Source organism: Streptomyces sp. NPDC017202, assembly GCF_044331705.1.
GTDB lineage: Bacteria > Actinomycetota > Actinomycetes > Streptomycetales > Streptomycetaceae > Streptomyces.
On the sequence record NZ_JBIRNP010000023.1, the window covers coordinates 16,334 to 41,251 of the forward strand.

Below are 24,918 nucleotides of genomic sequence, written 5' to 3' on the forward strand. Positions count from 1 at the left end.
GCCCACGCCGGACGGGGTGACGCACGCCCCTCCCGCCCCGGAACCGATCCCGCCGCCTTCCGCGTCTAGGGGAACGTGCAGCGTCAAGGCATCGGCGGCAGCGCCGTGATCCGCATCCGCGCGGCCGGGAGTGTCCTCCTGGTCGCACATCTCCTGTTCGTAGCCTGGCTCACGCTGCGCCCACTGGACGTCCCCTGGGTGATGCCGACCAACCTGCATCCCTTCGCGGGCATCCGGGCGGACCTGAGGCTGGGCCGGTCCGAGGCGGTCCGCCGTATCGGTGAGGACCTGGCCCTGCTGGCTCCGCTCGGCGTCCTCCTCCCGCTGGTGCACGGCAGGCTGGCCGTCTCCCCGCTGGCCTCCCTGGTCCGCACGCTCACGGCGGGCACCCTGCTGTCCCTGGCGATCGCCCTGCTCCAGACGGGTGTGCCCGGCCGCGTGGTCGACGTCGACTCGGTGCTGCTGAACGCGACGGGCGTGGCCCTGGCCCACGTGGCGCTGGTCCCGGCGGCCCGGTCCCGGCTGCGCCGGCGCGGTGCGCGGCGGGGGCCGTACGGCGCGGGCCCGGAGGAGCCGGCTCAGGGTCTGACCCCGACGATTCCCAGGGTCGGGATCGCCCCGTAGAGCGACGTTTCATCCGCTTCGTCTGCGTAGCGTGGTGTTCACCGGGGGCGGCCGACCAGGACCCGCCCCGGACCGACGCTCACGAAGGAGCCGCAGATGTCCAGCAGCCTCGCCCGCCCCACCCACGGCCGCATGATCGGCGGAGTGTGCGCCGCGCTGGCCCGCCGCTTCGGTACGTCCGCCACGACCATGCGCGTGATCTTCCTGCTCTCCTGCCTCCTGCCGGGCCCGCAGTTCCTGCTCTACATAGCCCTGTGGATCTTCCTTCCCTCCGAGGACAAGGCCCGCACGGCCTGGTGAGCGCAGACGCCGTCGGGACGCACCCGGGAAACCGGACGCGCCCCGACGGCGTGCGGGCGGGGCCGGTTCAGCCCAGCGGGAGCCCGTTCACCGGCAGCCCGTGCGTGGGCAGGCCCTGGAGCGGCAGACCGCCGAGCAGACCCGCGACGGGGGCGGTGGGCCCCTGGGCGAGGAGCTGCTGGGCGACGGGCTGGGCCGCGGCCAGGCCCGCACCCAGCGCCGGCTGGGCCTGCGTCAGCGCGCCCCCGGCGCCCGGCAGGGCCTGGGCGACGTTCTCCGCCGGCAGCGTCCTGGTGACGCCGTCCAGGGTCTGGGCGGCGTCCGGGACGGCCGGCGCGGCGTTGGCGGCGCCCGCACCGGCGGCGGCGAAGGCGGCGCCGAGGGCGGCGACACCGAGGGTCTTGACAGCAGACTGCTTCATGATGAATGCGTCCTCGAATACGGGGAGATGAGCGGTCCATGACCGTAGACACGGGATACCGGTCACCGCAAACATCGAAATGCGGACGGATCGTGAAGACCCGTCCGCACGAAAAGCCCGGGAAAACGGGCGATCAGCTCTCTTCGCCAGAAGAACCGCTGGTGGATGCGGTCTGCCGGAACAGCCATTCGGACTTCAGTTCTGCGTAACCGGGCTTGATCACGTCATTGATCATGGCCAGTCGTTCATCGAAAGGAATGAATGCTGACTTCATAGCATTGACGGAGAACCACTGGAGATCATCGAGCGTATAGCCGAACGCGTCGACAAGGTGCTCGAATTCCAGGCTCATGCTGGTGCCGGACATCAGCCGGTTGTCGGTGTTCACCGTGGCCCGGAAGTGCAGTTGCCGCAGCAGCCCGATCGGGTGCTCGGCGTACGAGGCGGCCGCCCCGGTCTGGAGGTTGGAGCTGGGGCACAGCTCCAACGGGATGCGCTTGTCGCGGACGTACGAGGCGAGCCGTCCGAGCTTCACCGAGCCGTCCGCGGCGATCTCGATGTCGTCGATGATGCGGACCCCGTGCCCGAGCCGGTCCGCGCCGCACCACTGGAGGGCCTGCCAGATCGACGGCAGCCCGAAGGCCTCGCCGGCGTGGATGGTGAAGTGGTTGTTCTCGCGCTTGAGGTACTCGAAGGCGTCGAGGTGCCGGGTGGGCGGGTAGCCCGCCTCCGCGCCGGCGATGTCGAAGCCGACGACGCCCCGGTCGCGGTGGCGGTTGGCGAGTTCGGCGATCTCCAGCGCACGGGCGGCGTGCCGCATCGCGGTGAGCAGGGCGCCGACGCGGATCCGGTGGCCGTTCTCGCGGGCGATCCGCTCGCCGTCCCGGAAGCCCTCGTCGACGGCCTCGACGACCTCCTCGAGGGTGAGGCCGCCGTCGAGGTGCTGCTCGGGCGCGTACCGCACCTCGGCGTAGACGACGCCGTCCTCGGCGAGGTCCTCGGCGCACTCGCGGGCGACCCGGACCAGCGCCTCGCGGGTCTGCATGACGGCGACGGTGTGGGAGAAGGTCTCCAAGTACCGTTCCAGCGAACCGGAGTCGGCGGCCTCCCGGAACCAGATGCCGAGCTTGTCGGGGTCGGTCTCGGGGAGGCGGGTGTACCCGGCGTCCCGGGCGAGGTCGACGACGGTGCCGGGCCGCAGTCCGCCGTCGAGATGGTCGTGCAGCAGAACCTTGGGCGCCCGGCGGATCTGCTCCGGGCTGGGGGCGGCGCCCTTCTGGATGCTCTGGCTCGTCATTTCCGCACTCTAACTCCTACGCGCGTAGACCGCCCGGTGGACCACTCGGTCGATACGCAACGGTGACCGCACGGCCGGGTGGAGTACACCGACGCTTCTGACACTGTTCTGTCATGGGACAGCAAGCGACGCCGCTTCGGTCGGCCAGCCTGGGGAGGGTCATCGGTCCGGAGCCGCGGGCGGTGAGCGGGGCGGTACTGCTGCTCCCCGGCGGTGAGGAAGTCTCCGGCCGCAGGCCCTCGCCCCTGTGGCCGACCGCCTCCGTGCGCGCCCTCGGGCGCAAACTCGCCCGCGCGGGACGGGAGGAGGGCCTGGCCGTGCACGTCGTGCGGTACCGCTACCGCGGCTGGAACGGCAGCGAGGCCCATCTGGCCGCCGACGCCTCCTGGGCCGCCGACGAGACCGTACGGCGCTACGGGGACGTCCCCGTGTGTCTGGCCGGCGTCGACATGGGCGGACGGGCGGCGCTGCGCGCGGCCGGCCACGAGGCCGTCGACTCCGTGCTGGCCGTGGCTCCCTGGCTGCCCGAGGAGGATGTGGCGGTGCCACCCGAACCGGTGAAGCAGCTGGCGGGGCGGCGGGTGCTGATCGTGCACGGCACCAATGACGAACGGACCGACCCGGAGCTGTCGTTCCGGCTGGCGGCGCGGGCGAAGAAGGCGAACCGGGACGTGTGCCGGTTCGAAGTGCACTCGGACGGGCACGGCTTGCACCAGCACCGTGCCGAAGTGCTGTGCCTGTGCGAGGACTTCGTGATGGGGGCGTTGTTCGGGAAGGGTTTCTCCCGGCCCGTCGAGGACGCGTTCGCCGCCCCGCCGCCGCTGGGGCTCCGGATGCCGCTGGCCTCGGGGTTCGGGCGGTCGTTGCGGCGGTAGGCGGCGGGGTCCCGGTCTACGGCAGCAGGTTGCCCCTCCTCGACAGCAGGAACTTCTTGAAGGCCGCCACCGGCGGGGTGTCGGGGTGGCCGTCCAGCCAGGCCACCCCGATCTCGCGGGCCGCCCTGGGGGCGGTGACCGTCAGTTCGACCACGCCGGGGCGGGGGACGGCGGGGGGCGGCAGCAGCGCCACACCGAGGCCCGCGGCCACCAGGCCGCGCAGGGTCTCCGCCTCCTCGCCCTCGAAGGCGATCCGCGGGCGGAAGCCCGCCTCCTGGCAGAGGTCGTCGGTGATGCGGCGCAGGCCGTAGCCGGGTTCCAGGGTCACGAAGGTCTCGTCGGCGGCCTCGGCGAGGCGGACGCGCCGGCGGGCGGCGAGGCGGTGGTCGGCGGGCACGACCAGGCGCAGCTTCTGTTCGTCGAGGCGGCGGGCGACGAGGTCGGGGGCGTCCGGCACCGGCGAGGTCAGGCACAGGTCCAGTTCGCCGGCGCGCAGCCGCTCCAGCATCGCCTCGCCGTAGTTCTGGACCAGGCTGAAGCGGACGCGGGGATGATCCGCGCGGAAGGCGTGGATCAGGCCGGGGACGGTCTCGGCGCCCATGGTGTGCAGGAAGCCGAAGGCGACCTTGCCGGTGGCCGCGTCGGCGTCGGCGCGCACCTCGTCGGCGGCGCGCTCGACCTCGGCGAGGGCGCGTTCGACGGAGGTGAGGAAGGTGCGGCCGGCGGGGGTGAGGGAGACGGTGCGGCCGCGGCGGGCGAAGAGGTCGACGCCGAGGTCCTGTTCGAGGCGGACCATGGCGCGCGACAGGGTCGACTGCGGGACCTGCATCTCCTGCGCGGCCCGTGTGACGTGCTCGGTGCGGGCGACGCCCGCGAAGTGTGCGAGCCGCGGGGCGAGCAGTGTGACGATGTCTTCTGTGTCACCGGACGGTGACAGCTGCCTCTGTGACCTCTGCTGATGCGCCATGGGAACGATTATGGAGTTTCCGTGCATTGGACGGATGAGCGGGGCGGTCCGTAGGTTCGAGGCATGTCTCCCGCCAGTACCGGGGCGTCCACCACCATGGACGCCGTCGCGACCGTTCCCGCCCCCTCCGCCCCCGCCACACCCTCCGCCGGTTCCCGCTCCTCCTCCGACTCGCGGATGGCTCCGGGCGGTCCCGGCTACCGCCGGATGAGTTTCGCCCTGTTCCTGGCCGGGGTGGCGACCTTCGCCCTGCTGTACTCCACGCAGGCGCTGCTGCCGCTGATCTCCGGCGAGTTCGGGGTCGCGGCGAGCGACGCGAGCTGGACGGTGGCGGCGGCGACCGGCGGCCTGGCCCTGTTCGTCCTGCCGATGAGCGCCCTGTCGGAGCGCTACGGCCGTCGTACGGTGATGACCGGCTCGTTGGCGGTCGCGGTCGGTCTGGGGCTGCTGGTCCCCTTCGCGCCGTCGCTGGGCGCCCTGGTGGTGCTGCGCGGTCTGCAGGGGGCGGCGCTGGCCGGTCTGCCGGCGTCCGCCACCGCCTATCTCGCCGAGGAGGTCCGTCCGCGGGCCCTGGTCACGGCGATCGGCCTGTTCGTGGCGGGCAACAGCGTCGGCGGGATGAGCGGCCGGGTCATCACCGGCTGGGTCGCGCAGGAGTGGGGCTGGCGGGTCGCGGTCGCGGTGATCGGCGTGGTCGCGGTGGTCTGCGCGGTCGCGTTCCGTCTGCTGCTGCCGGCGCCGCGGCACTTCACGCCCGGTTCGCTGCGTCCGCGGGTGCTGGCCCGTACGGTCCGCGACCACCTGGCCGATCCGCTGCTGCGCCGTCTGTACGCGATCGGCGCGCTGTTCATGACCGTCTTCGGCGGCGTGTACACGGTCATCGGCTACCGGCTGACCGGGGCGCCGTTCTCGCTGCCGCAGGGCATCGTCGGCTCGATCTTCCTCGTCTACCTGGTGGGCACGGTGTCCGCGTCGACGGCGGGCCGGCTGGTCGGCCGCCTGGGCCGGCGCGGGGCCCTGTACCTGGCGGGCGGTACGACGGCCACCGGTCTGCTGGTCTCCCTCGCCGACTCGCTCCCGCTGGTCCTGCTGGGCCTGGTGCTGATCACGGCGGGCTTCTTCGCGGGGCACGCGGTGGCGTCCTCGGCGGTCGGCAAGACGGCGACGACGGGCCGCGCGCAGGCCTCGGCGCTCTACCAGTCCGCGTACTACATCGGTTCCAGCGCGGGCAGCACGGTCGGCGCGACGGCGTTCCACGCGGGCGGCTGGGCCGGCACGGTGGGCGTGGGCGTCCTGGCGGTGGCCGGCGTCGTGGCGATCACGGTGCTCGGTTCGCGGGCGGCGCGCCGGCAGCCCCCGGCCGCCGCGCACTGAGGTCCACGCGTCCGGGCACTCCACGGTATTCGTCCCGTCCTACCCCCTGCGAGCTGCGGCTCCGCCGGCTCGAGGGGCCGTTGTCAGTGGGCTGCGGTAGCTTCCGAAGTACGGGGGCGCACAAGGCGCGACAGAACGGCCCACAGGGGCGGGTGGACGACGATGAGCGACAGTACGGCGACGGTGGAAGACCTCGATGCCAGGCTGGAGAGACACCGGGTCGAGCTGACGGGGTACTGCTACCGCATGCTCGGCTCCTCCTTCGAGGCGGAGGACGCGGTGCAGAACACCCTGGTGCGCGCCTGGCGGAGCTACGACAGGTTCGAGGGCCGTTCCTCCCTGCGGTCCTGGCTGTACCGCATCGCGACCAACGTCTGCCTGGACATGCTGTCCGCGGGCAGCAAGCGGGCCCGCCCGATGGACCTCTCCGAGTCCACGCCGCTCGCCCGGGCCGCGCTCTCCCCCCGCCCGGACCACACCTGGCTGGAGCCCGTGCCCGACGCGCGCGTGCTGCCCACGGTGGAGGACCCGGCGGAGGCCGCCGTGGCCAAGGAGTCGGTGCGGCTGGCGTTCGTGGCCGCGCTCCAGCAACTGCCGCCCAAGCAGCGGGCCGTGCTGATCCTGCGCGAGGTGCTGGCGTGGCGGGCGAGCGAGGTCGCCGAACTGCTGGAGACCTCGGTCGCCTCGGTGAACAGCGCGCTCCAGCGGGCCCGCGCGACCCTCGCCGAGCGCGCCGACTCCGCCGCCGACGCGGCGGTCTCCGACCCGTTGGACGAGGAGCAGCAAAAACTCCTGGAGCGCTATGTGGCGGCCTTCGAGGGGTACGACATGTCGGCGCTGACGGCCCTCCTCCACGAGGACGCCGTCATGACGATGCCGCCGTTCGACCTGTGGCTGACCGGCCACGACGACATCGCGGGCTTCATGACCACGATCGGCTCGGCCTGCGAGGGTTCGCGCCTGCTGCCGGTCCAGGTCAACGGCCTGCCGGGGTTCGCGCAGTACAAGCCGGACCCGGAGAGGGGCGGGTACACGCCCTGGGCGGTGCAGGTGCTGGAGATCTCAGACGGCCGCCTCACCGGATTCCACTTCTTCCTCGACACCCAGCGGTGGTTCCCGCTGTTCGGGGTCCCCCTCCACCTCGAAGCGGAGTCCGACCAGGTCGAGCAGGGCGAGTAGCGCCGGATCGGGGGCGCGCAGGCGGATGCGCCCGCCGACCCGGCCGGCCGTCAGCCGGAGCCGCGCCAGCAGGTCGACGGCCATGAGCCCCGGCGTCCCGAGCCCGGCCGCGTCGCAGACGACCACGCCGGCCGCGGCGCCCTCGGCGTCCGCGGTGTTCTCGGCGTCCGCGGTGTTCTCGGCGTCCGCGGTGTTCTCGGCGTCCGCGGTGTTCTCCAACAGAACCCGCAGTTCGTCGCAGAGCCCTGCCACCCGGCTCCGGGTGACGGGGCCGGTCAGGATGAGTACGGGGGGTGTCGTCGCGTCCACGGAGGGTGGACCGGACGGGCGCGCACAACTCATCGCCGCCACGACTCATCGCATCACCGGACTACGTCACACACCTGTTTGCCTAAAGCCTTTAGGCAGATGCAGACTGGTCTCAGGTATCCGGCGAGAGGACGTGGAGAACCGTCATGGTGCGCGCAGGCCTGACCCCGGAGCGGCTGACCCGGGCGGGCGCGGAGATGGCCGACGAGGTCGGCTTCGACCAGGTGACCGTCTCGGCGCTGGCCCGCCGGTTCGACGTCAAGGTCGCGAGCCTGTACTCGCACGTGCGGAACTCGCACGACCTGAAGACGCGGATCGCGCTGCTGGCCCTGGAGGAGCTGGCCGACCGGGGCTCCGCCGCGCTGGCCGGCCGCTCCGGCAAGGACGCCCTCACCGCCCTGGCCGACGTCTACCGCGACTACGCCCACGAGCACCCCGGCCGCTACGAGGCCGCCCGGTTCCGGCTCGCCCCGGAGGCCGCCGCGGCGAGCGCGGGGGCGCGGCACTCCCGGATGACCCGGGCCGTCCTGCGCGGCTACGACCTCACCGAACCCGACCAGACGCACGCCGTGCGGCTGCTCGGCAGCGTCTTCCAGGGCTACGTCAGCCTCGAACAGGCCGGCGGCTTCAGCCACAGCGCGCCCGACTCCCAGGAGTCCTGGTCCCGCATCCTCGACGCCCTCGACGCGCTGCTGCGCAACTGGCCCGGCCCGGACCCCTCCCCCACGACCCGTCGAAACGCAGGATGAAGCGATGTCTTCCGAGACCCACTGGATCACCACCCCCCTCACCGACGACCTGCTGCGCGGGGCCCTGGAGACCGAGCGCACCGAGCACGGTCTGCTGCCGCACCGGCTGCCCGCCCGGGCCCGCGCCCAGTGCGCCGACGGGCAGCTGGCCATGGCCGAGTCCCAGCCGTCCGGCGTCCGGCTGGTCTTCCGCACCCGGGCCACCGCCGTCGAACTGGACACGCTGCCCACCAAGCGGGACTACGTGGGCGCGCCGCCCCGGCCGGACGGCCTGTACGACCTGGTCGTCGACGGACGCCTGGTGGGCCAGGGCACCGTGACGGCCGGTCACGTCCTGACCGTCGACATGGCGGCGGGAACCTTCGAACGCCGCCCCGGCCGCCCCGGCACGCTCCGCTTCACGGACCTGCCCGAGGGCGTCAAGAAGGTCGAGATCTGGCTGCCGCACAACGAGACCACCGAACTCGTCGCCCTGCGCACCGACGCCCCCGTGGAACCGGTGGGCGCCCCGGACCGCCGGGTCTGGCTGCACCACGGCAGTTCGATCAGCCACGGCTCGGACGGCGCGAGCCCCACCCGCATCTGGCCCGCGCACGCCGCCGGGCTCGGCGGGGTGGAGCTGATCAACCTCGGGCTGGGCGGGAGCGCCCTGCTCGACCCGTTCGTCGCGCGGGTGCTGCGGGACACTCCGGCCGATCTGATCAGCGTCAAGATCGGCATCAACCTCGTCAACACGGACCTGATGCGGCTGCGGGCCTTCGGGCCCGCCGTGCACGGGTTCCTCGACACCGTGCGGGAGGGGCATCCCGACACGCCGCTGCTGGTCGTGTCGCCCATCCTGTGCCCCATGCACGAGGACACGCCCGGTCCCACCGCGCCGGACATGCGGGGGCTGGAGAAGGGGGTGCTGCGGTTCGTCCCCATGGGGGACCCGGCGGAGGTGCCGGGCGGGAAGCTGACCCTGCGGGTCGTCCGGGAGGAGCTGGCGCGGATCGTCGGGGAGCGGGCCGCCGACGATCCGGAGCTGCACCACCTCGACGGGCGGGAGCTGTACGGGGAGCGGGACGTCGAGGAGTTCCCGCTGCCCGACCAGCTGCACCCGGACGCGGCGACGCACCGGCTGATGGGCGAGCGGTTCGCCGCGGCCGCCTTCGGCGAAGGGGGAGCGTTCGGGTGAGGGCGGCCGGGGCCCCCACCGCCCCTTTCCGGGGGCTGCCGCCCCCGGACCCCCGCTTTCGGCCTGGACGGCCTCGTCCCCAAGCGCCGGACGGGCTGGTGGGACCGGCCCTCGCCCGCAGAGCACCGCGGGCCCGGCCCACCCGTCCGTACCGGCTCCTGGATGCCGGCTCTCAGGCGATGCGCTCCAGCACCACCGGCGACGCCGTGTACGGCGTTCCCGCGGCGGCGATGTCGTACGAGCCCTCCACCGCCTGGAGGGCGTAGGCGAAGCGGTCCGGGGTGTCGGTGTGGAGGGTCAGCAGGGGCTGGCCCTCGGTGACGGTGTCGCCGGGCTTGGCGTGGAGTTCGATGCCGGCGCCCGCCTGCACCGGGTCCTCCTTGCGGGCGCGGCCCGCGCCCAGACGCCAGGCGGCGACTCCGACGCCGTAGGCGTCCAGACGGGTGAGGACACCGCCGGCCGGGGCCTTGACGACGTGCTGTTCCCGGGCGGTGGGCAGGGGGGCGTCGGGGTCGCCGCCCTGGGCGGTGATCATGCGGCGCCAGGCGTCCATCGCGGAGCCGTCGGCCAGGGCCTTCGCCGGATCGGCGTCCCTGAGGCCGGCCGCGTCCAGCATCTCGCGGGCCAGCGCCAGGGTGAGTTCGACGACGTCGGCCGGGCCGCCGCCCGCCAGGACCTCGACCGACTCACGGACCTCCAGGGCGTTGCCCGCGGTCAGGCCGAGGGGGGTGGCCATGTCGGTGAGGAGGGCGACCGTCCGGACGCCGTGGTCGGTGCCGAGGCCCACCATCGTGGAGGCCAGCTCGCGTGCGTCCTCGATGGTCTTCATGAAGGCGCCGGTCCCGACCTTCACGTCCAGGACGAGGGAGCCCGTTCCCTCGGCGATCTTCTTCGACATGATCGAGGAGGCGATCAGGGGGATCGCCTCGACCGTGCCGGTGACGTCGCGCAGGGCGTACAGCTTCTTGTCGGCGGGGGCCAGGCCGTCGCCCGCCGCGCAGATCACGGCGCCGGTGGTGTCGAGGACGTGCAGCATCTCCTCGTTGGAGAGGAGGGCGCGCCAGCCGGGGATGGACTCCAGCTTGTCGAGGGTGCCGCCGGTGTGGCCGAGGCCGCGGCCCGAGAGCTGCGGGACCGCCGCGCCGCAGGCGGCCACCAGGGGGGCGAGCGGGAGGGTGATCTTGTCGCCGACGCCGCCCGTGGAGTGCTTGTCGGCGGTCGGACGGGACAGGGACGAGAAGTCCATGCGCTCGCCGGAGGCGATCATCGCGGCCGTCCAGCGGGCGATCTCGCGGCGGTTCATGCCGTTGAGCAGGATCGCCATGGCGAGCGCGGACATCTGCTCGTCGGCGACCTCGCCACGGGTGTAGGCGTCGATGACCCAGTCGATCTGTTCGTCGCTGAGCTCACCGCGGTCCCGCTTGGTGCGGATGACGGAGATGGCGTCCATGGCCATGGGTTTCCTTCCGGGGTGCAGAAGTTTCTGAGGTGCGCCGGCTTCCGGGGGAAGCCGGCGCGGAAACGTGCGCGGCCCCTCTGCCCGGCGGTTCACGCGAGTCAGAGGGGCCGCACGGGAGTCACTTGGCGAGGTGGTCCGGGCCGAAGGCCTGCGGGAGCATCTCCGCCAGCGGCAGGATCCCCGCCGGCGTCTCCAGCAGCAGGTCCGGTCCGCCGAACTCGTGGAGCAACTGGCGGCAGCGGCCGCACGGGACGAGGATCTCGCCCCGGCCGTCCACGCAGGTGAAGTGCGTGAGCCGGCCGCCGCCGGTGCGCTGCAGCTCCGAGACCAGCCCGCACTCGGCGCACAGGCCGATGCCGTAGGAGGCGTTCTCGACGTTGCAGCCGGAGACGGTACGGCCGTCGTCGACCAGGGCCGCCACGCCGACCGGGTACCCCGAATAGGGGGCGTACGCGTGGCTCATGGCCTCGCGGGCCAGCTCGCGCAGGGCGTCCCAGTCGACGGTGCCGGCGGCCGGGGTCACTTGCCCTGCCCCTTGCGGTAGGGCAGACCGTCGGCCTTGGGCATGCGCAGGCGTTGCGCGGAGAGCGACAGCACCAGCAGCGTCACGATGTACGGGGCCGCCGAGACGACCTGGCGCGGCACCTCGTCCACGCTGGTGTACCAGAAGAACATCACGGCCGAGATCACCGCGGTGACGACGGCGGAGACGTACTTCTTCTTCCAGGCCAGGTAGGCCGCGCCGAACACCAGCAGGATCGCGAGGAGCAGGATCAGGGCGTGCACGTTGGTGGTGCCGCCGCGCAGGTTGAGGCTGTCGGTGTAGCCGAACAGGCCGGCGCCGAGGGCGAGGCCGCCCGGCATCCAGTTGCCGAAGATCATCGCGGCGAGGCCGATGTAGCCGCGGCCCGCGGTCTGGCCGTCGAGGTACACGTTCGAGGCGACGATCGACAGGAAGGCGCCGCCGAGGCCGGCGAAACCGCCCGAGATGATCACGGCGATGTACTTGTACTTGTAGACGTTGACGCCGAGGGACTCGGCGGCCACCGGGTTCTCGCCGCAGGAGCGCAGGCGCAGGCCGAAGGCGGTCCGCCACAGCACCCACCAGGTGGCGGGGACGAGCGCCACCGCGACGACGGTCAGCGGGGAGAGGTTGGTGACCACGCCGCCGACCAGGCCGGCGATGTCGGAGACCAGGAACCAGTGCTTGTCGTTGAGGGTCTCCAGCCAGCCGGACAGGCCGGGGATGTCGAAGGTGCCCAGCGACTCGATCGGCGGGGACTGCTTGGAGGAGCCCTGCGGGGCCTCCTCGAAGGTGAACTTCGACAGGTAGCGGGTGGTGCCCAGGGCCAGGATGTTCAGCGCCACACCTGAGACGATGTGGTTGACGTTGAAGGTGACGGTGGCGACGGCGTGCAGGACGGCGCCGAGCGCGCCGCCGATGATGCCGAAGGCGACACCGGTCCAGGGGCCCCACTGGTAGCCGGCCCAGGCGCCGAACCAGGTGCCGAGGATCATCATGCCCTCGAGACCGATGTTGACGACGCCCGCCCGCTCGGCCCACAGACCGCCGAGGCCGGCGAGACCGATCGGCACGGCGAGACGCAGCGCGGTGGACATCTGGCCGGTCGAGGTGATGCCGTCCGCGCCGGAGATCAGGCGGACGATCGAGGTCAGGACCAGCACGCCCGCGATGACCAGCAGGAGCACCGGGAGAGACATGCGGCGGCCGCCCTTGCCGGGCTGCTTCGCCTGCGGCTTGGCGATGGTCGCGGTGGACATCAGGCCGCCACCTCCTTCTTGGCGTTGTTGTTGGCGGCCTCGGCCAGTTCGGCGCCGACCCGCTTCTGCTGGCGGCGCAGACCCCACTGGCGCACGGCCTCGTAGGAGATGACGACCGCGAAGACGATCAGGCCCTGCATGATCGTGGCGATCTCCTTCTCGTACGCCACCGGGGTCGCGTAGTCGAGGGCGGGCGAGGTCTTCTCCAGGAAGGCCCACAGCAGGGCGGCGAGCGCGATGCCGCCCGGGTTGTTGCGGCCGAGCAGGGCGATGCCGATGGCGGTGAAGCCGAGGCCGGCCGGGAAGCTGAGGCTGTAGGTGTGCGCGGCACCGAGCAGCAGCGGCAGACCGGACAGGCCGGCGACGGCGCCGGAGATCAGCATCGCGGTGAGGACCATGCGCTTGGCGTTGACGCCGGAGGCCGCGGCGGCCGTCTCGGACTCGCCGGTGGCGCGCAGGTCGAAGCCGAAGCGGGTGCGGTTGAGGACGACCCAGTAGCCGATGCCGAGGGCGATGGCGAGGAAGACCAGGCCGTAGATCTCGCCGACGTCCGGGCCCAGGTCGATGCCGGGCACCCAGCCGGAGTCCTTCATGACGCCGGTGGTGACGTTGTCGCCGACCAGGACGCCGAAGTTCTCGCGGAGGGTGAGGTAGCCGATGAGGCTGGTGGCGATCGCGTTGAGCATGATCGTCGCGACGACCTCGCTGACGCCCCGGGTGACCTTCAGGACGCCCGCGATGCCCGCCCAGAAGGCGCCGGTGAGCGCGCCGACGAGGAGCAGCAGCGGGATCTGGAGGAAGGACGGCAGCGCCACGTGGGCGCCGACCACCGCGGTCATCATCGCGGCGAGGCGGTACTGGCCGTCGACGCCGATGTTGAACAGGTTCATCCGGAAGCCGAGGGCGACCGCGAGGGCGGCGACGTAGTACAGCGAGGCCTGGTTGACGATCAGGACCTGGACGTCGGAGTAGGGGATCTGCTCCAGCATCAGCCGGTACGGCTCGAACGGGTTCTTGCCGGAGGCGATCAGCACGATCGACGTCAGCAGGATCGCCGAGACCAGCGCGATGACCGGGCCGGCCACCGCGAGGAGCAGGCGCTCCTTGTCGAACTTCTTCATCGGGCCTCGTCCTCCGGGGCGGCTTCTTCTTCGACGTGCTCGAGGTGCCCGGACACGGCGCCGGTCATGGCCGAGCCGAGTTCCTCGGGGGTGACGGTCGCCGGGTCGGCGTCGGCGACCAGCCTGCCGTCGAAGATCACCCGGAGGGTGTCCGACAGGCCGATCAGCTCGTCCAGGTCGGCGGAGATCAGCAGCACGGCCAGGCCTTCGCGGCGGGCCTCGCGGATGCGGTCCCAGATCTGCGCCTGCGCGCCGACGTCCACACCGCGGGTGGGGTGGGCGGCGATCAGGAACTTGGGGTTGTGGCTCATCTCGCGGCCGACGATCAGCTTCTGCTGGTTGCCGCCGGAGAGGGAGGCGGCGGTGACGTCGATGCCGGGGGTGCGGACGTCGTACTCCTCGACGATCCGGCGGGTGTCGGCCTGCGCGCCCTTGGGGTTGAGCCAGAAGCCCTTGGCGTTGGGGGTCTCGGTGACGTGGCCGAGGATGCGGTTCTCCCAGAGGGGGGCCTCCAGGAGCAGGCCCTGGCGGTGGCGGTCCTCGGGGATGTAGCCGACGCCGGACTCGCGGCGCCTGCGGGTCGGCCAGGGGGTGATGTCCTCGCCGAGGAAGGCGATGGTGCCGGAGTCGGCGTTCTTGGTGCCGATCAGGGCGTCGATCAGTTCCGTCTGGCCGTTGCCCTCGACACCGGCGATGCCCATGATCTCGCCGGCGTGGATGGTGAAGGTGACGTCGTCGAGGGCCTTCTTGATCACGCCGGGCGCCTCGACGAGGGAGCCGGGGCCCACGGGCTCGGCCTCCACGCCCAGGGAGGCGCCGCCGCCGGCGTAGACGGTGAGGTTCTCGACCTTGATGACGGGCTGGTCGGTGACGGTCGACTCGGCCGTCTCCGGGGTGGGGAGTTCGCTGCCGACCATCATCTCGGCGAGCTGGCGGGGGGTCGTCTCGGCGGGTACGGCCGTGCCGACGGTCGTCCCGCGCCGGATGACCGTGATCTCGTCGGCCACCGACAGGACCTCGCCCAGCTTGTGGGAGATGAAGATGACGGAGAGGCCCTCGGACTTCAGTTCGCGCAGGTTGGCGAAGAGGGCGTCGACCTCCTGCGGGACCAGGACGGCGGTCGGCTCGTCGAGGATGAGGTGGCGGGCGCCGCGGTAGAGGACCTTGAGGATCTCCACGCGCTGGCGGTCGGCGACACCGAGGTCCTCGACCAGGGCGTCGGGGCGTACGCCGAGACCGTAGCGGTCGGAGATCTCCTTGATCTTCCTGCGGGCGCCGCCGCCGATGCCGTACAGCTTCTCGCTGCCGAGCACCACGTTCTCCAGGACGGTCAGGTTGTCCGCGAGCATGAAGTGCTGGTGGACCATGCCGATGCCGCATGCGATGGCGTCGGCGGGGCTGGAGAAGCTCACCTGCTCGCCGTCGACCGCGATGGTGCCCTCGTCCGGCTTCTGCATGCCGTAGAGGATCTTCATCAGGGTCGACTTGCCGGCGCCGTTCTCGCCGACGAGGGCGTGCACGGTGCCCTCACGGACGGTCAGGTGGATGTCGTGGTTGGCGACGACACCGGGGAATCGCTTGGTGATGCCCGCGAGCTCCACCGCGACGGTCGACGGGGCGGTGAGCGGAGGGCTGCTGGACGCGTCGATGGCGCACTCTCCTCGGGAAAGGGGCCGCTCTACGCGCGTAGCGCCCCTGCTTTAAATAGTGCCCGGATCTGATCGATCTTGATGACCGGCCTTTCGGTCGGTCTCGATCCGTTCCGAGCATTCTGCCGCGCGAACGGGGCGCGGGGAGTCATCGTCCCCGCACCCCGTTCCGAGGTCGTAACGCTGTCATTACAGCGCTTCTTCGGCCATGCCTTCGACCGTTCTCGTCAGGTCCCGGCAGGTCGACGACACGGTCGTCAGGTCGGTCAGGCCGGTCAGGAGGTCTTCACCGTGATGGTGCCGCTCTTGATGCCTTCCTCGGCCTTCTTGACGGCGTCCTGGATCTCCTTGTTGCCCGAGAAGGTCGGGTTGGAGTTCGCCAGGCTCACGCCGCCGTTGGCGAGGTCGCCGCGGACCACACCGGTGGCGGGCTTGCCGTCCTCGACCGACTTGGCGAGCGTGAAGACCGCGCCCTCGACGTTCTTCATGGCGGAGGTGAGGATCGAGTCCTTGTACGCCTTGAGCGCGTCCTGCTTGTACTGGTCCGAGTCGACGCCGATGGCCCAGATCTTGTTGGCGCTGGCGGCCTTGATGACGCCCTGGCCGGAGAGGCCGGCGGCGGCGTAGACGACGTCGGCGCCGGCGTCGATCTGGCCGTCCGCGGCGTTCTCGCCCTTGTCCGGGCTGGAGAAGCCGCCCTCGGCCGCGGTCTCGGTCAGGTACTGCGACTTGACCGTGACGCCCTTCTTGGTGTCCGCGACGCCCTGCTTGTAGCCGGCCTCGAACTTGTGGATCAGGGGGACGTCCACACCGCCGATGAAGCCGACCACGTTGGACTTGGTCGCCTTGGCGGCGGCGACGCCCGCCAGGTAGGAGGCCTGCTCCTCGGAGAAGACGAGGTCGGCCACGTTGTCGGCCTTGGTCTGCTCGTCGTCCACGATGCCGAAGGTGGTCTTCGGGTACTTGGCCGCGACCTCCTTGACGGCCGGCGCGTAGGCGAAGCCGACGCCGATCACCGGGTTGTAGCCCTGCTTGGCGAGGCTCTCCAGACGCTGCACCTTGTCGGCGTCGGACTCGCCGTCCTGCGGCTCGACGGCGGTCGACTTGTAGCCGAACTCCTTGTCGGCCTTCTCCATGCCCGCGGTGGCGGCGTCGTTGAAGGACTGGTCGCCCTTGCCGCCGACGTCGTACGCGAGGGCGAGGCCCAGGTTCTTGTCGTCACCGGAGGAGGACGACGTGGAGGAGCTTCCGCAAGCGGAAACGGTGACAGCGAAGGCTGCGGTAGCAACACCAGCAACCGCGATACGGGACACCCGGCGCATGGAACGAGACTCCTTTGTGCAAGCGCCCATACCAGGCGCTGGTTCCGCCGCAGCGTAACGCGCGTAGACCAGACGGAAAAACCCTTCTGTCCGGTCCGTTACCGAGCTGTGGCCACAGTTCACGCTCCAGCCTACGGACCCCGGAGCGCCACGTGCGGGAGGTCAGGGCCGCTGGTCTGCGAGGACGCCCTCGATGGGCGCAGGAGGGGGGGCTCCGCGGGCGGCTCCGCGGGTGGCTCCGCCGGTGACGGGGGCTCCGGGCCGGGGGCGCCTCGTGGGGCGGGCAGCGGCCCCCGCCGGGACCGGGGCGGGTGTCCCGCTCCCGCCGCCCCTTTCCGTCCCGACCCTGGAGACTGCCGCCCCCATACCCCCGCTCTCGGCCTGAACGGCCTCGTCCTCAAGCGCCGGACGGGCTGGGAGTCGGCCCCCGACGTGAGAGGAGCGAGGCCGGAGAACGCGGACGGCCCTGCCCGCGCACCCCCGGACGGGGCGCGCGGGCAGGGCCGCTGCCGCGACGGGTGGGTCACTTCGTGTCGACGGTGACCTTGCCGTCGATGATGTCCTGCTTGGCCTTGTCCACGGCGCCGACGACGTCCGTCATGGCCTTGTACTTGGGGTTGGTGTCGGCGAAGCCGACGCCGTCGTTGGAGAGGCTGCCGCGGACCACGCCGGCCAGGGGCTTGCCCTCGTGGACGGACTTGGCGAGGTCGTAGACCGCGCCGCCGACGTTCTTCAGCGCCGAGCCGAGGATGTAGTCCTTGTACGCGGCCAGCGAGGTCTGGGAGTACTGGTCGGAGTCGACGCCGATGGCCCACACCTTCTTGCCGGCGGCCTCGGAGATCACGCCCTGCCCGGACAGGCCGGCCGCGTGGTAGATGACGTCCGCGCCGGCCTCGATCTGGCCGCTCGCCCCCGCCTTGCCCTTGTCGGGGCTGGAGAAGCCGCCCTCCTGGGGCGTCTCGGTGAGGTACTGCGACTCGATCTTGATGGCCGGGTTGACCGACTTGGCCCCCTGGACGTAGCCGGCCTCGAACTTGTGGATGAGCGGGATGTCCACGCCGCCGATGAAGCCGATGTGCGCCTTCTTGGAGGCCTTCGCGGCGGCGACGCCGGCGAGGTAGGAGGCCTGCTCCTCGTGGAAGACGAGGTCGGCGACGTTCTTCGCCGTCACGGTCTCGTCGTCGATGATGCCGAAGGTGGTGTCCGGGAACTTCGCGGCGACCTCCTTGACGGCCGGCGCGTAGATGTAGCCGACGCCGATCACCGGGTTGTAGCCCGACTGGGCGAGCTGGGTGAGCCGCTGGACCTTGTCCGCGTCCGACTCGCCGTCCTGGGGCTCGACGTCCCGGCCGCCGATGCCGAACTCCTTGTCGGCCTTCTGGAAGCCGGCGTACGCGGCGTCGTTGAAGGACTGGTCGCCCTTGCCGCCGATGTCGTACGCCAGGCCGATGCCCTTTCCGGAGTACGTGCCGGACTCCTTGGCGTCGGCCTTGGAGCCGGTGCTCGACTCGCCGCAGCCGGTGGCCACCAGGGCCACGACCGCGACGGCCGCCGCCGCCTGGACGAACCCGGTCCTTCGAGATATGAGACGCACAGCAGCACCCTTCATCCCCACGGCGCCGTCACCGGCCCGCATTCCCCAATGTGACGCCTCCGGCACGGCTCCCCGACGGGCCGTCCCGAGGGGCGATTCCGGCGCACAGTAACGCGCGTAGAAGGGGAGGGGAACGGGGTTCCCGGTGGCCGTTATCGATTCGTGCCGCCCCCGGGTCGCCCCCGGGTCGCGCGGGTTACACCCCGGTGACACAGGTGGACGAAGGGGCGCCTTTCGGGCACCCCTTCGTCCGGGCCGTCACCGGCGTCCCGCGCTCACGCCGTCCGGGTCGCCGCGTCCAGCAGGGCCGCCGCGGTGAACAGCTCCACCCCCACGGTGATGGCGTGCTCGTCGGCGTCGAAGTCGCCCTGGTGCAGGTCGCGGACGGTGCGCTCGCCGGGGGTGCGGACGCCGAGGCGGGCCATGGCGCCGGGGACGCGCTCCAGGTACCAGGAGAAGTCCTCGCCGCCGAGGCTCTGCTCGGTGCTCTCCACCGCCTCCTCGCCGCGCCGGGCGACCATGGCGTCCCGGAGCAGGCCGGTGACGTCGGGGTCGTTGACGACCGGGGGGACGCCGCGGACGTAGTTGATCTCCGACTTGGCGCGGTGCAGGTTGGCGACCTCGTCGATCGCGGCGACGACGAGGTCCGGGGCGTCCCGCCAGGCCTCGATGTCCAGGCAGCGCACGGTGCCGGACAGCTCGGCGTGCTGGGGGATGACGTTCGGGGCGTGGCCGCAGTCGATCCGGCCCCAGGTCACCGCGAGACCGGCCCGGGTGTCGACGCGGCGGCCGACCAGCGCGGGCACGTCGGTGACGACGCGGGCGGCGGCGGTGACGAGGTCGGTGGTCAGGTGCGGGCGGGCGGTGTGGCCGCCGGGCCCCTCCAGGGAGATCTCCAGCCGGTCGCAGGCGGAGGTGATGGCACCGTTGCGCAGACCGATCAGACCGGCGTCCACGCGCGGGTCGCAGTGGACGGCGATGATCCGGCCGACGCCCTCCAGGGCGCCGTCCTCGATGGCGTCGGCGGCGCCGCCGGGCAGCACCTCCTCGGCGGGCTGGAAGATCAGCCGCACCGGCCGCGGGAGCCGGCCCTCGCGGTGCAGGCCGGCGAGGACCAGGCCGGCGCCGAGGACGACCGTGGTGTGCACGTCGTGACCGCAGGCGTGGGCGCGGTCGGGGACGGTGGAGCGGTAGGCGCAGTCGGCCTTGGTGTCGGGGATGGGCAGCGCGTCGATGTCGGCGCGCATCGCCAGGACGGGGGTGCCGTCGGTCCAGTCGCCGATGTCGCAGATGAGCCCGGTGCCGGCGGTGAGGACACGGGGCTTGAGGCCCGCCCTCTCCAGGCGCTCCTTGATCGCCGCCGTCGTACGGAACTCCTGGTTGCCCAGCTCGGGGTGCATGTGCATGTCGCGGCGGAAGGCGACGAGCTCGGCGCGCAGGGCCTCCGGCAAGCTGCCGGGGAGCACGGCTTCCCCTGAAGGATCGGCCTCGGACTCTCGGGACATCAGTTGCTTCACCCTCTGAAGGGTAGGACGCCGGGGTGGTCGGCTGACCCACGATCAACAAAACTTCAACCTGTTAGGGGAAGAAAAGTTGGCCGCCCGGCGCATGGCTGGCATTCGTGCTGGGTAAACTCCGCCGGTTTCCATCGAGTGGATCATGGTGTACCGGCCCGTCCCTCCATCTTCCTCCTCCACGGTTACCACGGCTCACTCGAAGCACGCCCGGCTGTCCACGGAGCGGACCGCCGGTTGACAGGGGCCGGGGCGTGGAGCGGGCGCGGTGCCGGTGTGTGGAGGGGTGCGGGGGCCTGCCGCTCCGCCGGTATCAGGCCCGGGACCGGGCCCGGGATCAGGCCGTGGCGACCCGGGCCAGGCGGTCCACTCCGCGGGCCGTCCCCGTGACGCCGGAGAGGAAGCTCTGGGCCCGGGGCGACGCGGTGCGGGTCAGCCAGGCCGGGTCGATGTCGCAGACCGCGACGCGGACGTCCGTGCCGGCGAGGGCCAGCGGGAGGGTGTGGACGACCGTGGAGGGGAAGCTGAGGACGGTCCTGCCGACGGGACCGCGGCGGGCGATGAGTTCGAGGGGCAGGTCGGGACGGACGACCTCCAGGCCCGTCTCCACGGCGAGGCGGTGGAGTTTCTCGGTGCTCTCGCGGCGGTGGGCGAAGTAGCGGGCGGCGCCGTGGGCCCTGGCGAGGACGCCGACGGCGTGCAGATAGCGGTCGCCGTCGATGACGCCGGTCTCGACGAGGGACGTACCGACCATGTCGGCGCCGTTCGTCACCCGGGGCGGGCCGAAGCGCTCGCGGGTCCAGGCGAAGGTGTGGGAGGTGACGGACACCCCGTCCGGGGCGTCCGTTATCGGCATGGCGGAGAAGACCTCCACGCGACGGGCCGGGCCGGGGGTGAGGCGGCGGCGGGCCGAGGAGGACACCGGCGCGAACAGCAGGTCGCGGGGGCCGGGACGGCCGCCCTTGCGGTGCCAGCGCACCAGGCGTTCGCCGCGGGCGAGCTGGCCGACGAACTCCATGGTGGCGGTGCCGTCGTCGACGACGACGAGGTCGTGGGCGCGGGTGATGGTCAGCAGGAGCTGGACGTACCGGGAGAACGGGTCCCCCATGACGATCCGGTCGGCCCGGCGCAGCTCGCGGGTGAGGCCGCCGATGGTCTGGAAGGGGGCCGCGGGGCCGCCGCGGGCCTCCTCCCAGCGGACCTCGTGGCCGTCCTGGCGGGCCAGTTCGGCCATGCGGCGCAGCTGGCCGCGGGTCATGGGGTCGGTCGGGGACAGGACGACGAGGGTGAACCCCGCGCCGGGCTCCTCCTGGGGACGCGGTCCCTGGGCGTGCGCCCACTCCAGGACGTTCAGGAGCTGCACCGGACTCTCGACGAACGCGAGGGTGTGGGGGGTGGTGCCGGGGTTCCCGGCGCGAGGGCTCATCGTCGTACGACCGTCCCGTGAGGCACTGGTAGCGGTGGCCGGAGGGGCTGCGGGGTCAGACGCCGACGGGTTCGCCGGCCGCCGCGGCGATCTCCGCCTCGGCGACGACGCCCGGGACGCGGCGCAGCTTCTTCATCGGGCCCAGCTCGGACTCGTAGACCTTCTTGACGCCGTCACCGAGGGAGGACTCGATGGTGCGGATGTCGCGCACCAGGCGCTGCAGGCCCTGCGGCTCGACGGAGGCGGCCTGGTCGGAGCCCCACATGGCGCGGTCGAGGGTGATGTGGCGCTCGACGAAGGTGGCGCCGAGGGCGACCGCGGCGAGGGTGGTCTGCAGGCCCGTCTCGTGACCGGAGTAGCCGATCGGGACGTTGGGGTACTCGGCCTGCAGGGTGTTGATGACGCGGAGGTTCAGCTCCTCGGCCTTCGCCGGGTACGTCGACGTGGCGTGGCAGAGCAGGATGTTGTCGCTGCCCAGGACCTCGACGGCGTGGCGGATCTGCTTCGGGGTGGACATGCCGGTGGAGAGGATGACGGTGCGGCCGGTCGCGCGCAGGGCGCGCAGCAGCTCGTCGTCGGTGAGGGACGCGGAGGCCACCTTGTGGGCGGGGACGTCGAACTTCTCCAGGAAGGCGACGGCCTCGGTGTCCCACGGGGAGGCGAACCAGGCGATGCCCTTCTCCTTGCAGTGCGCGTCGATCTGCCGGTACTCGTCCTCGCCGAACTCCACGCGGTGGCGGTAGTCGATGTACGTCATCCGGCCCCAGGGGGTGTCGCGCTCGATGTCCCACTGGTCGCGCGGGGTGCAGATCTCGGGCGTGCGCTTCTGGAACTTGACGGCGTCGCAGCCGGCCTCGGCGGCCACGTCGATGAGCTTGAAGGCGTTGTCGAGGTCGCCGTTGTGGTTGATGCCGATCTCGCCGCAGATGTAGACGGGGTGGCCGGGGCCGGCCGTGCGGGAACCGAACTGGCGGAGGCGGGAGTTGGTGCTCATGAGAGGGGTTCCTTACGTGGTGAGGGGGGCGGGGGAGTCGAGAGAGGGGCCGAGGATCCAGCCGGCGATCTCCCGGATCGCGCCGTCGCCGCCGGGGAGGGTGGTGACCGCGCGTGCGGCGCCGCGTACGACGTCGTGGGCGCTCGCGACCGCCACGGGCCAGCCCACGAGGGCGAAGCACGGGAGGTCGTTGACGTCGTTGCCGACGTAGAGCACGCGCTCCGGCGCGATGCCCTGCTCCTCGCACCAGTGCTTGAGTGCGAGGTCCTTGTGGTCGATGCCGTGCAGGACCGGGAGCCTGAGCTTCCGGGCGCGGGCGGCGACCACGGGGTTCTGTTCCGTGGACAGGATCAGCAGCTTCAGTCCGCTCCTGCGCAGGGCGGCGATGCCGAGGCCGTCGCCGCGGTGCACGGAGACGAACTCCCGTCCGTCGGAGTCGATCAGCACCCGGTCGTCGGTCTGGGTGCCGTCGAAGTCGAGGACGACCGCGTCGATGTCGGCGGCGGTCGGGAGCGGACCGGCGGGGGCCGGGGTCCCCGCGCGCGGGCGGGGCCCGGCCTCGGGGAGGTCCGCGTCGAAGAGGGGGGCGAGGGCGCGGGCGCGGGCCAGGTCGTGCGGGTCGTCGATCTCCAGCACGCGGGCCGGGTCGGTGCGCACGAGGTCGGTGCGGCCGAAGAAGCGGTGGCCGTGCTCGCGGAAGCCGGCCGCGTCCATGGCGTAGGCGGCGCCGGTCTCCAGGAGGTCCTGGGGGCGGTCCTGGCGGCGTGGGCGGTACGACTTGTCGTGGTTGACGCCGAAGCCGCCGTCCGGGCCGGTGCCGTCGGTGCTGTCGTCGGTGCCGTCGCGCCAGACGAAACCGTGGAAGGGGGCGACGGTGACGGCGGTGTCGGCACCGTGCTCGACGACCGCGGCGGCCACGCCGTCGATGTCCTCGCGGACGAGGAACGGGCTGGTGCACTGCACCAGGAGCACCGCGTCGACGGTCGTGCCGTGCCGGGCCTCGTGGGTGTCCATGGCGTGCAGGACGGCGGCCTCGGAGGTGGCGGTGTCGCCGGCGATGGCGGCCGGGCGCAGCACGACCTCGGCACCGGCCTCGCGGGCGGCCGCGGCGATGTCCTGGTCGTCGGTGGACACCACGACGTCGGTGACGAGCCGGCCGGCCAGGCACTCCCGCACGGCCCGCGCCACCAGGGGCACGCCGCCGACGGGCGCGAGGTTCTTCGCGGGGACGCCCTTGGACCCGCCGCGCGCGGGGATCACGGCGAGGACGCGGCGCACGCCCGCCTGGGAGGGGGACATGGGCGGGACTCCTTGACGGGGAGGGAGGGGAGGACGGACGCCGCTCATGACGCGCCGCGCACGGATCCGAGGGGGCCGACGGCCGTGTGGCGGGCGTTCACAGGTCGCCCATCCGGCGGATGACCGGGGCGACGCGCTGGACGCCGTGGCGGTAGGCGCCGCGGGCGGCGCGGCGGACGATCTGGCGGACCGGTCCGGGTCCCCGGTCCGCGGCCGGGGCTCCGGGCAGCGGGCTGCCGTCGGGACCGAGGTGGTGGCGGGCCAGGATGGCGGGGAGGTAGCCGGGGGCGGTGGCGGGTGTGTAGTAGGGGGTGAGCGGCGGCAGGCCGCCGGGGCGGTCGAGCAGCTCGGTGATGCGTTCGCGGGCCGTGTCGAAGGCGCGTTCGTACGAGCCGCCCCCGGCGGCGACGCCCTGCCGGGCCACCCATTCCTCGTCGGGGACGGGCAGGTGCCCGGCGTCGAGCTGGTCCCAGGAGGCGAGGCAGCCGGAGCCGACGAAGTGGTGGTTGCCGAGCGCCTCGCGCACCCCGAGGTCGGTGAGGACCACGGTGGGGATGCGGCGGTGCAGGGATTCCAGGGCGGCGGTGGAACTGACCGTGACCATGAGGTCGGTGCGGTCGAGGACCTCGCCCATGTTGCCGTACACGAGGCGGAAGTTGGCGGGCGGGTCGAGCCGCTGCGCCAGCTTCTGGTACGGCAGCTCCTCGATGTGGGTGGTGTGTTCGCCGGGCCGGGAGCGCAGCTTGAGCAGCACCTCGCGCTCGGGGTGCGACCGGGCGTGCCGGACGAGCCGTTCGAGGAGGTAGGCGCGGTCCCTGCGGTTGTCGGGGACCGAGGGCTGCGCGGCGAAGACCACGGTGTACGGGTCGTGCCCGCCGGTGTAGGGGGCGCCGCCGAGGAACGGCAGGGCGACCTCGGTGACCGAGGAGGCGTCGGCGCCGACCCCGTCGTACACGGCGCGGAAACGCTCCGCGTCCTGGCGGGAGTTGGCGAGGACGAGGTCGGCGCCGTGCCGCAGCAGCAGACCGTCGGCGAGCTTCTCGTAGACGACGCCCACGTAGCCGGTGACGACGACGGGCCGCTCGGTGCCGTCCTCCCAGATCCGCTTGAGGCCGTGCAGGATCGCCTGGACGCCGCCGCCGACCAGCGCGAGGACGAGGACGTCGTACTTCTCGGCCGCCATGGCGCGCAGGAACTCGACGGCCGTCACCTCGCGCAGCGAGTCGGCGCGCACGCCGACCTCGGCGAGCTGACGGGGGGTGGGGGTCGCCCGGCCGCGCAGGAGGTAGCCGTCGAGGACGGGGGCGACTTGCGCGCCGTCCCCCGGTCCGGCTTCCATGGACGCGCCCGGAGCGATCCGGCCCGCGGTCGCCGCACCCCATTTCCAGCGGGTGTCGGAGTCCGCGAGTACGGCGATCCGTGAGGGCTTCGAAGTACGTGGTGGCACGCCGAAGACGCTAGGAAGCAAAACCCAGGCTTTGTCCAA

The 24,918-nt window shown here is 72.2% G+C and carries 23 protein-coding genes; 7 read left to right on the forward strand and 16 right to left on the reverse strand.

Features of this window, described 5'->3' with window-relative positions:
* Positions 1–75 precede the first annotated feature (75 nt).
* Both ACH4N1_RS30035 and ACH4N1_RS30040 read left to right on the forward strand, forming a co-directional pair.
* Complete coding sequence (locus tag ACH4N1_RS30035) at positions 76–624, forward strand: VanZ family protein (protein WP_398102228.1); 549 nt, start codon at positions 76–78, stop codon at positions 622–624.
* 96 nt (positions 625–720) lie between these two features.
* Positions 721–924, forward strand: a complete 204-nt coding sequence (locus tag ACH4N1_RS30040) for a PspC domain-containing protein (protein WP_365470621.1) — start codon at positions 721–723, stop codon at positions 922–924.
* Positions 925–991: 67 nt separating this feature from the next.
* Here ACH4N1_RS30040 and ACH4N1_RS30045 read toward each other — a convergent pair whose 3' ends face one another.
* Both ACH4N1_RS30045 and ACH4N1_RS30050 read right to left on the reverse strand, forming a co-directional pair.
* Positions 992–1,345 carry an ATP-binding protein gene (locus ACH4N1_RS30045; protein ID WP_398102230.1) on the reverse strand — a complete coding sequence of 118 codons (354 nt, stop codon included), beginning with the start codon at positions 1,343–1,345 and terminating at the stop codon, positions 992–994.
* Between the two features lie 133 nt (positions 1,346–1,478).
* Positions 1,479–2,642 (reverse strand): adenosine deaminase, encoded by a 1,164-nt coding sequence (locus tag ACH4N1_RS30050; protein ID WP_398102232.1) that lies wholly within the window; start codon positions 2,640–2,642, stop codon positions 1,479–1,481.
* A gap of 113 nt (positions 2,643–2,755) precedes the next feature.
* Here ACH4N1_RS30050 and ACH4N1_RS30055 point away from each other — a divergent pair, with 113 nt between their 5' ends.
* Complete coding sequence (locus tag ACH4N1_RS30055) at positions 2,756–3,517, forward strand: alpha/beta hydrolase (protein ID WP_398102235.1); 762 nt, start codon at positions 2,756–2,758, stop codon at positions 3,515–3,517.
* Between the two features lie 16 nt (positions 3,518–3,533).
* Here ACH4N1_RS30055 and ACH4N1_RS30060 read toward each other — a convergent pair whose 3' ends face one another.
* Positions 3,534–4,484, reverse strand: coding sequence for a LysR substrate-binding domain-containing protein (locus tag ACH4N1_RS30060; protein WP_398102238.1), 951 nt, complete (start codon positions 4,482–4,484; stop codon positions 3,534–3,536).
* Between the two features lie 63 nt (positions 4,485–4,547).
* Between ACH4N1_RS30060 and ACH4N1_RS30065 the strand changes: the two genes are divergently transcribed.
* Positions 4,548–5,858, forward strand: a complete 1,311-nt coding sequence (locus tag ACH4N1_RS30065) for an MFS transporter (protein ID WP_398102240.1) — start codon at positions 4,548–4,550, stop codon at positions 5,856–5,858.
* Between the two features lie 162 nt (positions 5,859–6,020).
* Positions 6,021–7,037 carry a sigma-70 family RNA polymerase sigma factor gene (locus tag ACH4N1_RS30070; RefSeq protein WP_398102242.1) on the forward strand — a complete coding sequence of 339 codons (1,017 nt, stop codon included), beginning with the start codon at positions 6,021–6,023 and terminating at the stop codon, positions 7,035–7,037.
* Here ACH4N1_RS30070 and ACH4N1_RS30075 read toward each other — a convergent pair.
* Positions 6,921–7,379 carry an STAS domain-containing protein gene (locus ACH4N1_RS30075; RefSeq protein ID WP_398102245.1) on the reverse strand — a complete coding sequence of 153 codons (459 nt, stop codon included), beginning with the start codon at positions 7,377–7,379 and terminating at the stop codon, positions 6,921–6,923. The genes ACH4N1_RS30070 and ACH4N1_RS30075 overlap by 117 nt on opposite strands.
* A gap of 113 nt (positions 7,380–7,492) precedes the next feature.
* Between ACH4N1_RS30075 and ACH4N1_RS30080 the strand changes: the two genes are divergently transcribed.
* Both ACH4N1_RS30080 and ACH4N1_RS30085 read left to right on the forward strand, forming a co-directional pair.
* On the forward strand, positions 7,493–8,095 hold the full coding sequence (locus tag ACH4N1_RS30080; RefSeq protein WP_398102248.1) for a TetR/AcrR family transcriptional regulator: 603 nt from the start codon (positions 7,493–7,495) through the stop codon (positions 8,093–8,095).
* A gap of 4 nt (positions 8,096–8,099) precedes the next feature.
* Complete coding sequence (locus ACH4N1_RS30085; RefSeq protein ID WP_398102251.1) at positions 8,100–9,272, forward strand: GDSL-type esterase/lipase family protein; 1,173 nt, start codon at positions 8,100–8,102, stop codon at positions 9,270–9,272.
* A 172-nt stretch (positions 9,273–9,444) separates the two neighbouring features.
* Here ACH4N1_RS30085 and ACH4N1_RS30090 read toward each other — a convergent pair whose 3' ends face one another.
* The 12 genes from ACH4N1_RS30090 to ACH4N1_RS30145 all read right to left on the reverse strand — a co-directional run bounded on the left by ACH4N1_RS30090 (position 9,445) and on the right by ACH4N1_RS30145 (position 24,879).
* Positions 9,445–10,722, reverse strand: a complete 1,278-nt coding sequence (locus ACH4N1_RS30090; RefSeq protein ID WP_398102254.1) for a thymidine phosphorylase — start codon at positions 10,720–10,722, stop codon at positions 9,445–9,447.
* Between the two features lie 127 nt (positions 10,723–10,849).
* Positions 10,850–11,254, reverse strand: a complete 405-nt coding sequence (locus tag ACH4N1_RS30095) for a cytidine deaminase (protein WP_382795877.1) — start codon at positions 11,252–11,254, stop codon at positions 10,850–10,852.
* Positions 11,251–12,513, reverse strand: coding sequence for an ABC transporter permease (locus ACH4N1_RS30100; protein ID WP_398102258.1), 1,263 nt, complete (start codon positions 12,511–12,513; stop codon positions 11,251–11,253). Before ACH4N1_RS30100 ends, ACH4N1_RS30095 begins: the two co-directional genes overlap by 4 nt.
* Complete coding sequence (locus ACH4N1_RS30105; RefSeq protein ID WP_398102261.1) at positions 12,513–13,634, reverse strand: ABC transporter permease; 1,122 nt, start codon at positions 13,632–13,634, stop codon at positions 12,513–12,515. Before ACH4N1_RS30105 ends, ACH4N1_RS30100 begins: the two co-directional genes overlap by 1 nt.
* Positions 13,631–15,283 (reverse strand): ABC transporter ATP-binding protein, encoded by a 1,653-nt coding sequence (locus ACH4N1_RS30110; RefSeq protein WP_398102464.1) that lies wholly within the window; start codon positions 15,281–15,283, stop codon positions 13,631–13,633. Before ACH4N1_RS30110 ends, ACH4N1_RS30105 begins: the two co-directional genes overlap by 4 nt.
* A 275-nt stretch (positions 15,284–15,558) precedes the next feature.
* Complete coding sequence (locus tag ACH4N1_RS30115) at positions 15,559–16,605, reverse strand: BMP family protein (RefSeq protein WP_398102264.1); 1,047 nt, start codon at positions 16,603–16,605, stop codon at positions 15,559–15,561.
* A 523-nt stretch (positions 16,606–17,128) separates the two neighbouring features.
* A complete protein-coding gene (locus ACH4N1_RS30120; RefSeq protein ID WP_398102467.1) occupies positions 17,129–18,190 on the reverse strand; it encodes a BMP family protein in 1,062 nt (353 codons plus the stop codon).
* A gap of 284 nt (positions 18,191–18,474) precedes the next feature.
* Positions 18,475–19,704, reverse strand: a complete 1,230-nt coding sequence (locus ACH4N1_RS30125; protein WP_398102267.1) for an amidohydrolase — start codon at positions 19,702–19,704, stop codon at positions 18,475–18,477.
* Positions 19,705–20,050: 346 nt separating this feature from the next.
* Positions 20,051–21,139 (reverse strand): hypothetical protein, encoded by a 1,089-nt coding sequence (locus ACH4N1_RS30130; protein WP_398102270.1) that lies wholly within the window; start codon positions 21,137–21,139, stop codon positions 20,051–20,053.
* A gap of 55 nt (positions 21,140–21,194) precedes the next feature.
* Positions 21,195–22,133 carry an N-acetylneuraminate synthase family protein gene (locus tag ACH4N1_RS30135; protein WP_398102273.1) on the reverse strand — a complete coding sequence of 313 codons (939 nt, stop codon included), beginning with the start codon at positions 22,131–22,133 and terminating at the stop codon, positions 21,195–21,197.
* Between the two features lie 12 nt (positions 22,134–22,145).
* The gene (locus ACH4N1_RS30140; RefSeq protein ID WP_398102276.1) at positions 22,146–23,432 is read right to left on the reverse strand and encodes a cytidylyltransferase domain-containing protein; all 1,287 of its coding nucleotides are present in this window, start codon (positions 23,430–23,432) and stop codon (positions 22,146–22,148) included.
* A gap of 97 nt (positions 23,433–23,529) precedes the next feature.
* Positions 23,530–24,879 carry a DUF6716 putative glycosyltransferase gene (locus ACH4N1_RS30145; protein ID WP_398102279.1) on the reverse strand — a complete coding sequence of 450 codons (1,350 nt, stop codon included), beginning with the start codon at positions 24,877–24,879 and terminating at the stop codon, positions 23,530–23,532.
* Positions 24,880–24,918 lie beyond the last annotated feature (39 nt).

What these genes read in the sequence shown, in the direction of transcription:
- ACH4N1_RS30040 (WP_365470621.1), top strand. Translation starts at nt 721, where the DNA reads ATGTCCAGCAGCCTCGCCCGCCCCACCCACGGCCGCATGATCGGCGGA.
- ACH4N1_RS30045 (WP_398102230.1), bottom strand. Translation starts at nt 1,345, where the DNA reads ATGAAGCAGTCTGCTGTCAAGACCCTCGGTGTCGCCGCCCTCGGCGCC.
- ACH4N1_RS30050 (WP_398102232.1), bottom strand. Translation starts at nt 2,642, where the DNA reads ATGACGAGCCAGAGCATCCAGAAGGGCGCCGCCCCCAGCCCGGAGCAG.
- ACH4N1_RS30055 (WP_398102235.1), top strand. Translation starts at nt 2,756, where the DNA reads ATGGGACAGCAAGCGACGCCGCTTCGGTCGGCCAGCCTGGGGAGGGTC.
- ACH4N1_RS30060 (WP_398102238.1), bottom strand. Translation starts at nt 4,484, where the DNA reads ATGGCGCATCAGCAGAGGTCACAGAGGCAGCTGTCACCGTCCGGTGAC.
- ACH4N1_RS30065 (WP_398102240.1), top strand. Translation starts at nt 4,548, where the DNA reads ATGTCTCCCGCCAGTACCGGGGCGTCCACCACCATGGACGCCGTCGCG.
- ACH4N1_RS30070 (WP_398102242.1), top strand. Translation starts at nt 6,021, where the DNA reads ATGAGCGACAGTACGGCGACGGTGGAAGACCTCGATGCCAGGCTGGAG.
- ACH4N1_RS30075 (WP_398102245.1), bottom strand. Translation starts at nt 7,379, where the DNA reads ATGAGTTGTGCGCGCCCGTCCGGTCCACCCTCCGTGGACGCGACGACA.
- ACH4N1_RS30080 (WP_398102248.1), top strand. Translation starts at nt 7,493, where the DNA reads ATGGTGCGCGCAGGCCTGACCCCGGAGCGGCTGACCCGGGCGGGCGCG.
- ACH4N1_RS30085 (WP_398102251.1), top strand. Translation starts at nt 8,100, where the DNA reads ATGTCTTCCGAGACCCACTGGATCACCACCCCCCTCACCGACGACCTG.
- ACH4N1_RS30090 (WP_398102254.1), bottom strand. Translation starts at nt 10,722, where the DNA reads ATGGACGCCATCTCCGTCATCCGCACCAAGCGGGACCGCGGTGAGCTC.
- ACH4N1_RS30100 (WP_398102258.1), bottom strand. Translation starts at nt 12,513, where the DNA reads ATGTCCACCGCGACCATCGCCAAGCCGCAGGCGAAGCAGCCCGGCAAG.
- ACH4N1_RS30105 (WP_398102261.1), bottom strand. Translation starts at nt 13,634, where the DNA reads ATGAAGAAGTTCGACAAGGAGCGCCTGCTCCTCGCGGTGGCCGGCCCG.
- ACH4N1_RS30115 (WP_398102264.1), bottom strand. Translation starts at nt 16,605, where the DNA reads ATGCGCCGGGTGTCCCGTATCGCGGTTGCTGGTGTTGCTACCGCAGCC.
- ACH4N1_RS30125 (WP_398102267.1), bottom strand. Translation starts at nt 19,704, where the DNA reads ATGTCCCGAGAGTCCGAGGCCGATCCTTCAGGGGAAGCCGTGCTCCCC.
- ACH4N1_RS30130 (WP_398102270.1), bottom strand. Translation starts at nt 21,139, where the DNA reads ATGAGCCCTCGCGCCGGGAACCCCGGCACCACCCCCCACACCCTCGCG.
- ACH4N1_RS30135 (WP_398102273.1), bottom strand. Translation starts at nt 22,133, where the DNA reads ATGAGCACCAACTCCCGCCTCCGCCAGTTCGGTTCCCGCACGGCCGGC.
- ACH4N1_RS30140 (WP_398102276.1), bottom strand. Translation starts at nt 23,432, where the DNA reads ATGTCCCCCTCCCAGGCGGGCGTGCGCCGCGTCCTCGCCGTGATCCCC.